Genomic DNA, 13,613 nt, shown 5'->3' on the forward strand with positions numbered 1-13,613 from the left:
CCACAAGGGAGCAACACACGTGGAACACCGGTGGCTGCGCTGGCCCTCTCCGGAGGCCGGGCCGCGGATGGCGTTCGGCGCCGACTACAACCCCGACCAGTGGCCGCGCGAGGTCTGGGACGAGGATGTCGCCGCCATGCGCGAGGCCGGCGTCAACATCGTCTCGATCGCGATCTTCTCCTGGGCGCGGATCCAGCCGAACGCGGACACGTTCGACTGGGCGTGGCTCGACGACGCGATGGACCTGCTGCACGCGAACGGCATCGCGGTCGACCTGGCCACCGCGACCGCCTCTCCGCCGCCGTGGCTGACCACGTCGCACCCGGAGATCCTGCCGGTCGACCACGCCGGCAACACGCTGTGGCCGGGCGCCCGCCAGCACTGGCGGCCCACCTCGCCGATCTTCCGCGAGTACGCGCTGCGACTGGTCCGCGAGCTGGCCACCCGCTACGCGAACCACCCGGCACTGACCGCCTGGCACGTCAGCAACGAGCTGGGCTGCCACAACGTCTACGACTTCTCCGACGACGCGGCGCGCGCGTTCCGCACCTGGCTCAAGGCCCGGTACGGCACGATCGAGGCGCTGAACGACGCCTGGGCGACCGCGTTCTGGTCGCAGCGGTACAGCGCGTGGGGCCAGATCCTCCCGCCGCGGCAGGCCGCCAGCTACCCGAACCCGACGCAGCAGCTGGACTTCAAGCGGTTCAGCTCGGACGCGCTCAAGGAGTACCTGGTCGCCGAGCGGGAGATCCTGCGCGAGCTCACCCCGGACGTGCCGGTCACCACGAACTTCATGGTGATGGGCGAGACCAAGGGGATGAACTACGCCGACTGGGCGTCCGAGGTGGACTTCGTCTCCAACGACCACTACTTCTGGCCCGGTCCGCAGGGCCTGGACGAGCTGTCCTTCTCCGCGAACCTGACCGGCCACATCGCGTCCGGCCGCCCGTGGTTCCTGATGGAGCACTCCACCAGCGCGGTCAACTGGCAGCCGATCAACCTGGCGAAGCGGCCCGGTGACATGAGCCGCGACTCGCTGATCCACGTGGCGCACGGCGCGGACGCGGTCTGCTTCTTCCAGTGGCGCCAGTCCAAGGGCGGCGCGGAGAAGTACCACTCCGCGATGCTGCCGCACGCGGGCACGGACAGCGCGGTGTTCCGCGCGGTCGCCCGACTGGGCCAGGATCTCAGGACCATCCAACCCGTCGCCGGTACGGCCCAGGCGCCGTCGCGCGCCGCGATCCTGTTCGACTGGGACTCGTGGTGGGCCAGCGAGCTGGACTCGCACCCGACCGAGAAGCTGCGCTACCGGGCCGAGGCGCTGGACTGGTACACCGCGTTCCTGGCCAACGGCGTGCCGGCCGACGTGATCCCGGCGTCCTCCGCGCTGGAGAACTACGACCTGGTCGTGGCGCCGATCCTGCACGTGGTGCCGGGCGAGCTGGCGTCGCGGCTGGAGTCCTACGTCGCGGGCGGCGGTCATCTGGTCACCACGTACTTCTCCGGGATCGTGGACCAGAACGACCACATCTGGCTGGGCGGCTACCCGGGCGCGCTGCGCGACCTGCTCGGCATCCGGATCGAGGAGTTCGGCCCGCTGTACGAGGGTGACAGCGTCACGCTCGACAACGGCGCGGACGGCACGCTGTGGACCGACCGGATCGACGTGACCGGCTCCGACGTCGAGGTGCTGGCCTGGTACAAGACCGGCGAGCACGCGGGCCGGGCGGCGATCACCCGGCGTACCGTCCCGGCCGGCTCGTCCGACGGCGAGCCCGGCGGCGACGGCGCTCCGGCCGGCACCGCGACGTACGTCTCCACCCGGCTCGGGCCGGAGGGGCTCACGCCGCTGCTGGCCGACCTGCTGCGCGCCGCGGGCATCACCAGCCCGCTGCCGGAGGAGGCCCGCGGTCAGGTGGAGCTGGCGATCCGTACCGGTGCGAACGAGGATTTCTGGTTCCTGATCAACCGGACCGACGTGCCGGTCGAGCTGCCCGGCGTCGAGGGCGAGGCGCTGCTCGGCAGCATCACGCCGCTGGCCCCGCGCGGGGTCGCGATCCTGCGGCGCAGCCACTAGACGCCGTGCGGGCGGGACCGGGGCCCAGCCCGGATCCGCCCGCGCGGGCCGTTGTCCGGCCCGGTCACCGCCTCTGCACGGGTGGTGACCGGGCCGTGAGTGGTTTCCCTGGGGTTGAGGCGCGCGACTTGTGAGAGCGCTCTCTGGCGCCCTAGAGTTCCGAGGCGGAACAACCGCGCGGGGACCCCCCGGTCCGCACCGCGCGACGCCCACACCTTATACGGCCCGGAGGCCATTCACCATGCAGAGCGACCCCTCGGCTGTGCCGGATAAAACGGCGAAAAAGAGTAAAAAGCGGTGGTTCCTGCTCGCCATCCCGGTGGCCGTCGCGGTCACCGGCAGCGGCGTGCTGGTCGCCACCGCCAACGCGGGCAGCAACCAGACGCCGATCCCCGGCGTGCTCGAGGCCGAGTCCTACGCGGCTCAGCAGGGCGCGCAGACCGAGGGCACCAGCGACGCCGGCGGCGGCCGCAACGTCGGCTGGCTCAGCAACGGCGACTGGATGCGCTACGACAACGTCGACCTCGGCGCGGCCGGCGGCGGCCTGACCGTCGAGGCGCGCGTGGCCTCGGCGAACACCGACGGCGGCAGCGTCGAGGTGCGCGCGGGCAGCCAGACCGGCGAGCTGCTGGCCGCGTTCCCGATCACCAAGACCGGCCACTGGCAGGACTGGGTGACCGGCACCGCGAACAGCCCGACCACGCTCAGCGGCAAGCAGACCATCTTCGTCAACATGGTCAGCAAGAGCCGCAGCGACTTCGTGAACGTCAACTGGCTCCGGTTCACCCGGGTCAACGGCGGCGCCGGTGCGCCCGGGTCGTCCCCGTCCGCCACCGCCGCCGCCTCGGCGTCCGCGTCGGCCCCGGTCCCGGCCTCGCCGGGCGTGTCGCCGTCGGTCAGCGTGTCGCCCACGCCGGCCGGCACCGCGCCGCAGACCGGCACCGGCTGGGTGGTGATGGACCAGGCGAAGTGGGCGCAGGAGCTGGCCGCGTTCCGCGCGATCACGCCGAGGACGCCGAAGGAGCGGATGGTCCCGGAGTTCCACGCCTCCTGCAAGATCAGCCACACCAAGCCGGACGACCCGATCGTCTTCCCCGGCATGCCTGGTGCGTCGCACGACCACACGTTCTGGGGCAACAAGAGCACCGGCGCCGCGTCGACCGCCGAGTCGCTGTTCGCGAACAAGGCCACCACGTGCGAGCCGTCCACCCAGGACTTCTCCGCGTACTGGGTGCCGACACTGCTCAAGGACAACAAGCCGGTCATGCCGAAGGAGGTCACGGTCTACTACGGCTCGCGCCTCAAGGACTACGCCGCGACCGTGCCGTTCCCGTCCGGCTTCCGCATGATCGCCGGTGACGCGAAGCAGCAGACCAGCACCGGCCAGAACAACCAGTTCTGGTGCGCCGGCGTCGGCGGTGAGACCGGGCGGACCTCCGACGGCGAGTGGCCGGTCTGCGCACCGACCGCGGAGCTGATCCGCCAGCTGACGTTCCCGGACTGCTGGGACGGCGTGCACCTGGACAGCCCGGACCACAAGTCGCACGTCGGCCCGGCGGACAACACCGGCAAGTGCTCCGGCAAGTTCCCGGTCGCGATCCCGTCGATCTCGTTCATGCTGCCGTACCCGCTGAACACGGACACCGAGGGCGTCAAGCTGTCGTCCGGCACCGGGTACTCGATGCACGGCGACTTCTTCAACGCGTGGGTGCCGCAGGCGCTGGCCGAGCGCGTGCGCAACTGCATCAACCAGCACGCCAAGTGCAACGCCCAGGGCAACTTCTGACCCATCGGGTACGGTGACGGGCTCCCCTTCGCGGGGGAGCCCGTTCCCGTGTGGCGGGTCAGGCCGTTCGCCGTGTGGCGGGTCAGGCCGCGAGCGCCATCGGCACGCGCGCGGAGCGGTCCCCGCCGATCGCGTAGAGCTGCTCGAACGCGGCCACGGTGCGCGACTCGTCGTGCTGCTCGGCCACGGCGCGGGCCCGGCGGCCCAGCGCGGCCGCGAGGTGCGGGTCCTGCAACAGCGTCGCCAGGTGACCGGCCAGCGCGCGGGTGTCGCCCGGCGCGAACAGGTAACCGGTCTCGTCGTTGATCACCAGGTGCGGCAGCGCGGCCGCGTCCGCGCCCAGCACCGGGCGGCCGCACGCCATCGCCTCCAGCGTCACCAGGCTCTGCAGCTCCGCGGTGCCCGGGTTGACGAACACGGTCGACGCCGCGTACGCGTCCGGCAGCTCCTCGTCCGGGACGAAACCGGCGAACCGCACCGAGTCCGCGACGCCCAGCTCGGCCGCGAGCGCGCGCAGCGCCCGGTCCTCCGCGCCGGTGCCGACCAGCAGCAGCTGTGCACGGACCCTCCGGCGCACCGTGGCGAACGCGCGGACCAGCACGTCCAGGTTCTTCTCCGAGTCCAGCCGGCCGACGAACGCGACCGTGGGGACGTCCTCGAGGCCGTACCGGTGGCGGAAACCGGCCGCGTCCCCGCCGGACCGGAACCGGGACAGGTCGATGCCGCACGAGATCGGCAGCACCGGGCCGGGGATGCCGGCCACCGTGGCCAGCGCGGCCGCGTACGGCGTCGGCGCGGTGACCACGTCCGCCCGGGCGAACACCCGGGCCGCGTCCCGCCACGCCCAGGCGTGCACCTGGTCCCGGCCGAGCGGCAGGTAGTGCGTCAGGTTCTCCGGCATGAAGTGGTTCGTGGCGACCACGAAGATCCCACGCTCGTGCGCGGCCGCGATCAGCGCGCGGCAGACCGGGAAGTGGCTCTGCACGTGCACCACGTCCGGGCGCACCTCGTCCAGGATCCGCCCGGCCACCCGGCGCAGCGCGATCGGCAGCGAGAACCGGAACTCCCGGCGCTGCCAGATCGGCAGCGACCGCACCCGGTGCTCGACGATGCCCTCGGCGGTGACCCGTCTCTCGCTGCCGTACCCGGTCGCGGGACTGACCACGTGCACCTCGTGGCGCTCGTTCAGCGCGGCCGCGAGGCGCTGGGCGAAGTAGGAGGCGCCGTTGACGTGCGGGGCGTAGGTGTCGGCGCCGATGAGGATGCGCATGGGGTCTTCGTCTCCCTGATCGTGGTGAGGCGGCGGAAGAGCCGGTTGAGGAGCAGGTGGATGAGCAGGACCGGGCCGGCCACGGCCGCGGTGAGCAGCAGGAAACCGCCGGGCAGCTCCAGCAGGCCGGTGAGCCTGGTGCCGAGCAGCGCACCGGCGCCGATCAGCACCGCGGCCCGGATCGCGGACCCGGCCGTCACCCAGGCCGCGAACCGGCGGTACGGGATGCGCGCGATGCCGGCCGCGACGAACGCGGGCATGGCCAGCACGTCGACGAGCTTCGCGGTCATCACCAGCCGCGGCAGCGAGCGGGTGACGCCCGCGGCACGCCGCGAGGTGAACCCGATCCGGGCCAGCAGCGACGACACCCGCGGGTGCCGCGACCAGCGGCCGGCCAGGTAGAGCAGGCTGTCGCCGGTCACGTCCGCGAGCACGACGATCGCCCAGACCGGCCAGAACCGGGCCAGTCCGGCGCCGACCATCGAGCCGGCGGTGACCGTCGCGGCCGGCCCCTCGACCAGCACCAACGGGCCGATCCAGGCGTACGTGTCCATGGCGTCCACCTTCGGTCCCGAGACTTCTCGGGTGCGTCCGCCGGGGGAGCCACAGCGCCCGTAGGGGTTCGCATCGGACCACGGGGTGATGCTCGGGGTGATTCCGGTAGGTAGCGTTCCGAGCGTGAGCGGGGTGTCGATGCACGTGCACGGTGTGCCGAGGCGGTGGTGGCTGGTCGTCGGCGCGCTGGCCGGCATGCTGCTGGTCGGGACCGCGACCGTGATGACCGACGTCTACGACGTGCCGCTGCTGATCTCGTGGGGTGCCGCGACCGCGCAGTGCGGCGCGCTGGCGCTCACCCTGACCCGGCCGCGCATCGCAACGGTGCTGCAGCTCGCGGCCGTGGCGGTGTTCGCGTTCGCGCAGCAGGGCGCGGCGGGCATCTGGCCGTTCCAGCCGCCGGTGATGCTGACCATGGTGGTGCACGTTGCGCTGATCGGGCTGCGCTGGCCGTGGCGCGAGGCCGTGGTCATCTGGTGGATCAGCGCGCTCTTCGGCATCCTGCTGGCGACCGTCGACCCGCGCGGCCGGACCATCGAGGTGGGCGACACCGCGCTGATCACCTACGCGACGAACTCGGTGATGGTGCTGTTCGGCACGATCGCCTGGCGGCAGCGCGGCGCGGTCCGGCGGGAGCTGGCCCAGGCCCGGCGCGACGTGGAGCTGGAGCAGGCCCAGCGCGCGCTGGTCGAGGAGCGCAACCGGATCGCGCGCGAGCTGCACGACGTGGTCGCGCACAGCATGTCGGTGATCCACATGCAGGCGACCTCCGCGGTGTACCGGTTCCCGGACATCGACCCGGAGCCGCGCGCGGAGTTCGGCCGGATCGCGGCCGGCACCCGGGCCACGCTGCGGGAGATGCGCGCGCTGCTGGCGCTGCTGCGCGACGAGAGCGCGGACACCGCGGCCCGCCCGCTGCCGGACCTGCGCGACCTGGGCGAGCTGGCCGAGTCCGCGCGCCGCGGGGGCGTGCCGGTGACGCTGGACGTGACCGGTGATCCCGGTGACGGGGCCGTGGGGCTGGCCGCGTACCGGATCGTGCAGGAGTCGCTGAGCAACGTGATCCGGCACGCGCCGGGCGCGGACACCCGGGTCCGGGTCGCGGTCGAGCGCGGCGAGCTGCTGGTCGACGTGGTCAACGGCCCACCGGCCGCGCTGCCCCGGCTGATCGAGGAGCCGGCCCGCGCCGGGCACGGCCTGGTCGGCATGCGCGAGCGCGCCCGGCTCGCCGGCGGCCACGTCCGGACCGCCGCTCAGCCGGACGGCGGCTACCGCGTCACCGCCCGGCTCCCGCTCTCCGCGGACCCGCTGCCTCCGCTGTCCGAGGGCCCGCTAGTCCCGTCCGCCGGGCCGGTGGCTCACCCGGCCGTCGAGGAAGGCAACGCATGATCCGGATTCTGATCGCGGACGATCAGCCGATGATCCGGTCCGGGGTGCGGGTCATCCTGGAGTCGCAGCCGGATCTGACCGTGGTCGGCGTCGCGGAGAACGGGCGGGAGGCGATCGAGCGCAGCCGCGCGCTCCGGCCGGACGTGGTGCTGATGGACGTGCGCATGCCGGAGCTGGACGGGCTGGCCGCGACGCGGGAACTGCTCGGCGCGGGCGAGCCGGCGCCGCGCGTGCTGATGCTGACCACGTTCGACATCGACGACTATGTGTACGAGGCGTTGCGTGCGGGCGCGAGCGGGTTCCTGCTCAAGGACAGCGAGCCGGAGGAGCTGATGCGCGCGGTCCGGGTGGTGGCACGCAGCGAGTCGCTGCTGGCCCCGACGATCACCCGCCGCCTGATCGAGAACTTCCTCGACTCCCGGCCGCCGGAGCCGGTGGCCGGCCCGGCGCTGGACGCGCTGACCGACCGCGAGCGCGAGGTACTGCGGCACATGGCGATGGGCATGTCGAACGCGGAGATCGCCAGGGCGCTGTTCATCGCGGAGCAGACCACGAAGACCCACGTCAGCCGGATCCTGAACAAGCTCGGCCTGCGTGACCGGGTGCACGCCGTGGTCTTCGGCTACGAGAACGGGCTGGTGACACCGGGCCGGAACACGTCACTGCCGGGATGAACGGTGCCGGGGTTTTCGCCACCGGCCGCGCGACGTGCAGGGAGGCCGCCCGCGGCCGACCGGTGCCCGCGGGAGCGTGCGGAGAGTGACCAGGCCGGAAGTGGGCATATCCGTCATTTGATCTTGGGTTTTGGTTTTGCGACACGGATGCGCTAGGAAGATCGGATGGAGAAACTCCTGCTCTTCCCCGGTCGGCACCACCTGCTGACGCGTTTTCAGGCAGAGTTCCTGCGGCGGGCGGCCGGGGACGCGACCGTGGTGTGGGCGGTGACGTCGGCGAACCATGAGAACACGAAGCGTAATCCGATCCCGTATCACCGGCGCGAGGCCGCGATCGAGCGGCTCAGCGCGCATGAGGGGCTACGTTCGCTGGTGGTGCCGGTGTTCGACACCGCGCCGACGGGCCGGTTCGCCGCGGTGACGGTGAAGAACATCGAGGTGGCGACCGGGCTGACGGTGACGCCGGAGAACACGGTGGTGGCCTGCTCGACGCCGGCGGTCGCGTCGCTCTACACCGCGCTGGGATTCCCGGTGGTGCCGGTCGAGGACGACCCGGCGCTGGCCGCGGACCCGCCCGAGCGCCCGTGGGACGTGCTGATGCGGCTGGCCGGCGGCGACGAGACGTGGCGCGAGCTGGCGCATCCGGCGTCGGTGGACGTGTTCGGGCGGTACCGGCTGGTGGAGGCGGTGCGCGCGGTGGTGAACGACCCGGTGGTCGGCGACGAGGGTGGGCTGACCGCGACCCGCGACTACCGGACGTACGTGGAGGCGTTCGCCGCCGGTGCCGAGCGCAAGTGGGGTCTGGTCCGTGAGCACGTGCGGCCGGGCCGGATCGTGGACGTCGGGTGCGGCGCGGGCGCGGTGCTGGAGATGGCGGACCGCGAGCCGGCGCTGCGGGAGAGCGACCTGATCGGCGTGGAGGTGGCGCGGCACCTGTTCGAGGAGTGCGTGCACAAGAAGGCCCAGGGCGCGTTCACGAACCCGAACGTGTTCTTCTACCACCGCAACGTGCTCGGCGGTGCGGTGTTCGCGCCGCGGTCGATCGACACCACGATGACGTTCGCGCTCACCCACGAGATCTGGTCGTACGGCGCGCGGATGGAGTCGCTGCGCCGGTTCGTGGCCGCGATCTACGAGCACACCGTGCCGGGCGGAGTGTGGATCAACAGTGACGTGTGCGGGCCGGACGGCAAGGACCAGCTGGTGCACCTGCGGCTGTCCACGTCGGACGGTGCGAACCCGGATGCGCCGGCCGACCTCGGCGGCGACGTCGCCGGCTACGTGAGCGGGCTGTCCACCCGGGCGCGGCTCGACCAGTTCGCGAAGGACTTCCGGTTCCCGTTCGCCTTCCGCCCGGTGTCGGACGACGTGGTCGAGCTGACGCTGGCGGACGCGATGGACTTCCTGACCCGCAAGGACTACACGGACAACTGGCTGTCCGAGACGCAGGAGCAGTTCTGCGGGCTGGAGATGGCGGACTGGAAAGGGCTGCTGACCGACGTCGGGTTCGAGGTCGACCCGGCCTCGCGGACCACGCGCAACGACTGGATCGTGCAGAACCGGCTGGCGCCGGTCGCGTCGCTGCACCGGCCGGACGGCACCGCGCTGGACTGGCCGGTCACCCACACGTTGCTGATCGCGCGGCGCCCGCTCAACACCTGAACGGGCGAAAGGCCGGGATTGACGGTACGTGCACAAAGGAACACGGGCCGTCGAGGATGCTGCCTGGCAGGATCCTCGGCGTGCCGATGTTCGTCAGCAGAGCCGCCGCCTGGATCGCACTGGTCGGCGGCATCGTGGCCCTCTTCTGGGGGCTGCTGTCCGTGTTCGGCACGCCGACGCCCCGCTGCGAGGGCTGGCGCATGCAGCCCGACGACGTCTGCGGCGCGCGCGGCTATGCGGAACAGCTCGCGTACGAGACCACCCGCATGCAGATCGAGTCGTTCGTCGCGCTCGGCGGCGGCCTGCTGCTGGTGACCGCCGGCCTGCTGCTGCTGGCGCGCGCCACCCGGGCCGCGGCCGAGGACGCCGGGCCGGACACCGGGCGCCGCAAGCTGCTCGCCCAGCAGCGCGGGTGGTCGTACCGGGCGGTCGACCCCGACGTCGCGGAGCGCTACCCGAACGTGGGCCTGAGCCGGAACGCGGCGGACAACGACTACTCCCGCGTGCTCAGCGGCGAGCTGGACGGCATGCCGTTCGACGTGTTCAACCACGCGTACACGTTCGGCGTCGGCAGCGGCGCGATCCGGCACGAGGAGACCGTGTTCCTGCTACGCCTGCCGCCGTGTGCGGCCTCGTTCAGCGTGGAGGACGCCGGCCGCGTGATGCCGGCCGAACTGGGCCCGCCGGTGCTCACCGAGGAACTGCGGCGGGCGTGCACGAAGGCGCGGGTGCGTGACTGGGCCGTGGTCGGCTCCACGCTGGTGTACGCGGAGGCGGTCATCCCGGACTCGCGGGTCAAGCGGATCCCGGCGCGGCTGGACGACCTGCGGACGGTCGCGGCCGCGATACCGTCCATCGTGTTCAGCGGGCGGCGCATCGACTGACGTCATGCTACGTTCGGCCGCATGAGGCGTATCCGGGCCGTCCTGCTCGCCGTCGTCGTCGTGCTGCTGCCGTCCGCCGCGGTCGCGTCGCCGGGCCCGTCCTGGGCGCTGTCGCCGTCCGGGAGCACGGCCCGGCTGCGCGGGCTGTCCGTGGTGTCGGCGCAGGTGGTGTGGGCCAGCGGCAGCGGCGGCACGGTGCTGCGGACCGTGGACGGCGGCCGGCACTGGGCGTCCACCGGCCCGGCGGGCACGGAGGCGTTGCAGTTCCGTGACATCGAGGCGTTCGACGCGCGGCGGGCCGTGGCGCTGTCCATCGGCGCGGGCGCGGATTCGCGCGTCTACCGGACCGTTGACGGCGGTCGAACCTGGACGGAGACGTTCCGCAACCCCGACCCGGACGCGTTCTACGACTGCTTGGCGTTCACCGACGAGCGGCGCGGCCTGGCACTGTCCGACCCGGTCGGCGGCGCGTTCCGGATCCTGTCCACGTCGGACGGTGGCCGCAGCTGGGCGGTGCTGTCCCGGGTGCGGATGCCGGCGGCGCTGGCCGGCGAGTTCGCGTTCGCGGCCAGCGGCACGTGCCTGGTCGCCGGCGCCGACGGCCGGTACTGGTTCGCCACCGGCGGCGGCGCGACCGCGCGGGTGTTCTCGACCGCGGATCACGGCCGCAGCTGGCGGGTGACCGCGACGCCGGTCCCGTCCGGTCCGTCCGCGGGCATCTACTCGCTGGCGTTCCGGTCGCCGGGCCAGGGCGTCGCGGTCGGCGGTGACTACGCGGCGCCGGCCTCCGCACCATCCGGCGCGGCCGTGTTCCGCGACGGCCGGTGGACCGCGTCCGCGGTCCCACCGGGGGAGTACCGGTCCGGCGCGGCGTGGGTGCCCGGCCGGCGCGCGTCCGTGCTGGCGGTCGGCCCGGCCGGCAGCTCGCTCAGCCACGACGGCGGCCACACGTGGACGGAGTTCGACCAGGGCAGTTTCGACACGGTCGACTGCGCCGCCGGCCGGCGGGCGCCGGTGTGCTGGGCGTCCGGCGAGGCGGGACGGCTGGCGGTGCTCGGCTAGATCTCGTCGCGGCGTGGGGTGGTGACGCTGCAGGAGCTGGCGCCGGTGGTGGTGACCGGGGTGTGCGGGGCCAGGGCGGAGGCGCCGGACCAGCGGCGGCAGCGGGCGCAGGTGCGGACCGCGCGCGGCGGCCGGCGACCGGACGGGCGGGACAGCGCCGCCACCGAACAACCGCACGTCATGCCGTAACCCCCTGGGTGGTGTCGTTCATCAGTGTGCCCCGGGGCGATGTTCACGCGGCAGCTCATCGGCTGCTCACGCGTTTCTGTCGTACCCCGGGTCCAGCGTGTCCGTGTAGAAGACGCGCCCTTCGCCGTGGAGGTTGTCAGGCATGCGCACGTTCACCGATCGGCCGGAGTGTGCGCTGGTCATCGCGCGCACGAGTCTCCACTGGCGGTTCCACCGCGTGCCGGGCCGCAGCGGCGGCACGGTCAGCACGGCGGAGGTGACGTTCACCCGGCCGGCACCGTGACCACCGTGCCGGTGCGCCGGGCCTGCTCGGCCGCGAAGACCGCGAGGTGGCTCGCCAGTGACTCGGCCGGGCCGGACCGGATGTGCGTTTCACGAGGTCGGTGCAGGGCGTGTAGCGCAGCACGTGGCAGACGGCCAGCAGCACGCCGGCGTCCGCGACCGTGGCGACGATCCGGCGGCACTCGTCCGCGGCCGGTGCCAGCGGCTTCTCCAGCAGCACGTGATAGCCGGCGCGGGCGAACGCCTCGGCCGGGCCTAGATGATCCCGGTCCTGCGTCGCGATGATCACCGCGTCCGCGACGCGGCCCTCGCCGATCAGATCCTCCCAACGGGGGTACGGGGTGCCGCCGGCTCGCTCCCGCCGGTGCGGGAGCGGATCGGCGACCGCGACCAGGCACGCCCGGTCCGGGTGTGCGGCGACCCACTCCGCGTACTTCTGCCCGCGGCTGCCCGCACCGACCAGCGCGATCGTCACCGGACTCATGCTTTCGGCACCTCCCGGTCCCCGTCATGCCTACAGTGGTGGTACCGATCGGGGGGATTATGGACACCGCCACCGTGGTCGTCTCGCGAACCGACCTGTCACACCTGCACCTCCCGCCCCGCTCGATCTTCGACGGGCAGTACGCGGGCGAGACCGCCGAGGTGTCCTGCCTGCCGCTGTGGCGGCGCGCGACCACGGACGCGGTGCTGAACCTGCCGGTCACCGAGTCCGAGGCGCAGATCCTGCAGCGCAGCTACGCACTCGAGCGGTTCCGCAGCCGCCTGGTCGTACCGTCGATGATCGTGATCGGGGTCTGCGCGGCGGGCTGGATCGGGTACTCCCTGCTCGCGCGCACCGGCCGGACCGACGTGATCGGCGCCGCCGCGCTCCTCGTCGTGGTGCTGCTGCTGTTGGTCAACCTGCTCATCGGCGAATACCTGATCCCGAAACAGTACCCGCGGCTCGTCCGTGGCGACCGGGTCCGCATCGAGTCGGTGCCGAACGAGGTGGTGCGGGAGTGGGAGCACCTGAACCCCGGGGTCACGCTCCGCGAACGGCTGTGATCCGTGCGATCGTGAAGCGGTGAGGATGCGAATCGTCGGTGTCGACCTGCCGGGTCGGTGGGCGGACACGAATCCGGCCGGGCCGCCGTACCGGGACGTGCACGTGGGTGTGCAGCGCCGGGACGAGGTGATCGACCTGGTGCCGGGTGACGCGGAGTCGGCGGTGTGGGCGTTCGAGGTGACGGCCAAGGCGGAGCCGGTGGACTTCGGCGGGCCGTTCATCCACGGGAAGCGCGGTGCGCGGTTCGTGTATCTGGCCTGGGGGAGCGCGGTGGCGGGCGGCGGTTTCCACACGTTCCGCCGGGCGAAGATCCACCCGGTGGACGCGGGGATGGAGCTAGTCGCCGAGGCCGCCGCCGGTCGTGGTGTGCTCACGGCCCGGCTCGGGCTGACCGACGCCGAGGGCGGACCGGTCTGCGCCACCGTCCGCCCGCCGCTCGTGCGCTGGGAGCTGCTCCCGGACTGACCGGGCACGCACCACGAGATCGGGCCGCGTGGTCGTGTATCGGGCGATCATCAGGTCGAGAAGCCACGGCGTGCGTGACTGCCGAGCCGGGTGGAGTTCACAGGCGCGCAGGAACGCGTGCGCCAGGTCCGGCGTCACCGTGTCGGTCCGACGATCGATGATCGATTCCAGCATCAGCGACAGCGCGTCGTCGGCCTCCGGATGCCGGCCGAGATGCGCCGCGATGCAGCGTGCGTGGCCGTCGGGCGAGCCGTCCGGCAGGATCTTCAG

The 13,613-nt window shown here is 72.6% G+C and carries 13 protein-coding genes; 9 read left to right on the plus strand and 4 right to left on the minus strand.

Going from position 1 to position 13,613, the window contains the following annotated elements:
- Positions 1-19: 19 nt before the first annotated feature.
- Positions 20-2,077: a beta-galactosidase gene (locus J2S42_RS39830; protein WP_307247961.1), complete on the plus strand. Its 2,058-nt coding sequence runs from the start codon at positions 20-22 to the stop codon at positions 2,075-2,077.
- 262 nt (positions 2,078-2,339) lie between these two features.
- Entirely contained in the window at positions 2,340-3,863 is a 1,524-nt protein-coding gene (locus tag J2S42_RS39835; RefSeq protein ID WP_307247963.1) for a DUF1996 domain-containing protein, read from the plus strand.
- Positions 3,864-3,945: 82 nt separating this feature from the next.
- Here the strand turns inward: J2S42_RS39835 and J2S42_RS39840 are convergent, their stop codons facing one another.
- The gene (locus J2S42_RS39840) at positions 3,946-5,133 is read right to left on the minus strand and encodes a glycosyltransferase (RefSeq protein ID WP_307247965.1); all 1,188 of its coding nucleotides are present in this window, start codon (positions 5,131-5,133) and stop codon (positions 3,946-3,948) included.
- The gene (locus J2S42_RS39845; protein WP_307247967.1) at positions 5,049-5,687 is read right to left on the minus strand and encodes a DedA family protein; all 639 of its coding nucleotides are present in this window, start codon (positions 5,685-5,687) and stop codon (positions 5,049-5,051) included. Before J2S42_RS39845 ends, J2S42_RS39840 begins: the two co-directional genes overlap by 85 nt.
- 124 nt (positions 5,688-5,811) lie before the next feature.
- On the opposite strand from J2S42_RS39845, the gene J2S42_RS39850 reads away from it, so the two are divergent.
- The 5 genes from J2S42_RS39850 (at position 5,812) to J2S42_RS39870 (ending at position 11,359) form a co-directional block, all read left to right on the plus strand.
- Positions 5,812-7,077, plus strand: a complete 1,266-nt coding sequence (locus J2S42_RS39850; RefSeq protein ID WP_307247970.1) for a sensor histidine kinase — start codon at positions 5,812-5,814, stop codon at positions 7,075-7,077.
- Positions 7,074-7,751 carry a response regulator gene (locus J2S42_RS39855; protein ID WP_307247972.1) on the plus strand — a complete coding sequence of 226 codons (678 nt, stop codon included), beginning with the start codon at positions 7,074-7,076 and terminating at the stop codon, positions 7,749-7,751. Before J2S42_RS39850 ends, J2S42_RS39855 begins: the two co-directional genes overlap by 4 nt.
- A 165-nt stretch (positions 7,752-7,916) precedes the next feature.
- On the plus strand, positions 7,917-9,413 hold the full coding sequence (locus J2S42_RS39860; protein ID WP_307247974.1) for a class I SAM-dependent methyltransferase: 1,497 nt from the start codon (positions 7,917-7,919) through the stop codon (positions 9,411-9,413).
- Positions 9,414-9,493: 80 nt separating this feature from the next.
- Positions 9,494-10,297, plus strand: coding sequence for a hypothetical protein (locus tag J2S42_RS39865; RefSeq protein WP_307247975.1), 804 nt, complete (start codon positions 9,494-9,496; stop codon positions 10,295-10,297).
- Between the two features lie 21 nt (positions 10,298-10,318).
- Entirely contained in the window at positions 10,319-11,359 is a 1,041-nt protein-coding gene (locus J2S42_RS39870) for a beta propeller repeat protein (protein WP_307247978.1), read from the plus strand.
- Here J2S42_RS39870 and J2S42_RS39875 read toward each other — a convergent pair.
- On the minus strand, positions 11,356-11,523 hold the full coding sequence (locus J2S42_RS39875; RefSeq protein ID WP_307247980.1) for a hypothetical protein: 168 nt from the start codon (positions 11,521-11,523) through the stop codon (positions 11,356-11,358). The two genes, J2S42_RS39870 and J2S42_RS39875, sit on opposite strands and share 4 nt — an antisense overlap.
- A gap of 161 nt (positions 11,524-11,684) precedes the next feature.
- Positions 11,685-12,314, minus strand: a complete 630-nt coding sequence (locus J2S42_RS39880; RefSeq protein ID WP_307247982.1) for a Gfo/Idh/MocA family protein — start codon at positions 12,312-12,314, stop codon at positions 11,685-11,687.
- Positions 12,315-12,373: 59 nt separating this feature from the next.
- Between J2S42_RS39880 and J2S42_RS39885 the strand changes: the two genes are divergently transcribed.
- Together J2S42_RS39885 and J2S42_RS39890 are read left to right on the plus strand one after the other, a co-directional pair.
- Positions 12,374-12,877 (plus strand): hypothetical protein, encoded by a 504-nt coding sequence (locus J2S42_RS39885; protein WP_307247983.1) that lies wholly within the window; start codon positions 12,374-12,376, stop codon positions 12,875-12,877.
- 25 nt (positions 12,878-12,902) lie between these two features.
- Positions 12,903-13,343 (plus strand): DUF5990 family protein, encoded by a 441-nt coding sequence (locus J2S42_RS39890; protein ID WP_307249288.1) that lies wholly within the window; start codon positions 12,903-12,905, stop codon positions 13,341-13,343.
- The last annotated feature ends 270 nt before the right edge of the window (positions 13,344-13,613 follow it).

This window comes from Catenuloplanes indicus, assembly GCF_030813715.1.
Lineage (GTDB): Bacteria > Actinomycetota > Actinomycetes > Mycobacteriales > Micromonosporaceae > Catenuloplanes > Catenuloplanes indicus.

Excerpts from the sequence above, each read along its gene's own strand:
- J2S42_RS39890 (WP_307249288.1), top strand. The coding sequence starts at position 12,903 with ATGCGAATCGTCGGTGTCGACCTGCCGGGTCGGTGGGCGGACACGAAT.
- J2S42_RS39870 (WP_307247978.1), top strand. The coding sequence starts at position 10,319 with ATGAGGCGTATCCGGGCCGTCCTGCTCGCCGTCGTCGTCGTGCTGCTG.
- J2S42_RS39880 (WP_307247982.1), bottom strand. The coding sequence starts at position 12,314 with ATGAGTCCGGTGACGATCGCGCTGGTCGGTGCGGGCAGCCGCGGGCAG.
- J2S42_RS39840 (WP_307247965.1), bottom strand. The coding sequence starts at position 5,133 with ATGCGCATCCTCATCGGCGCCGACACCTACGCCCCGCACGTCAACGGC.
- J2S42_RS39845 (WP_307247967.1), bottom strand. The coding sequence starts at position 5,687 with ATGGACACGTACGCCTGGATCGGCCCGTTGGTGCTGGTCGAGGGGCCG.
- J2S42_RS39855 (WP_307247972.1), top strand. The coding sequence starts at position 7,074 with ATGATCCGGATTCTGATCGCGGACGATCAGCCGATGATCCGGTCCGGG.
- J2S42_RS39885 (WP_307247983.1), top strand. The coding sequence starts at position 12,374 with ATGGACACCGCCACCGTGGTCGTCTCGCGAACCGACCTGTCACACCTG.
- J2S42_RS39860 (WP_307247974.1), top strand. The coding sequence starts at position 7,917 with ATGGAGAAACTCCTGCTCTTCCCCGGTCGGCACCACCTGCTGACGCGT.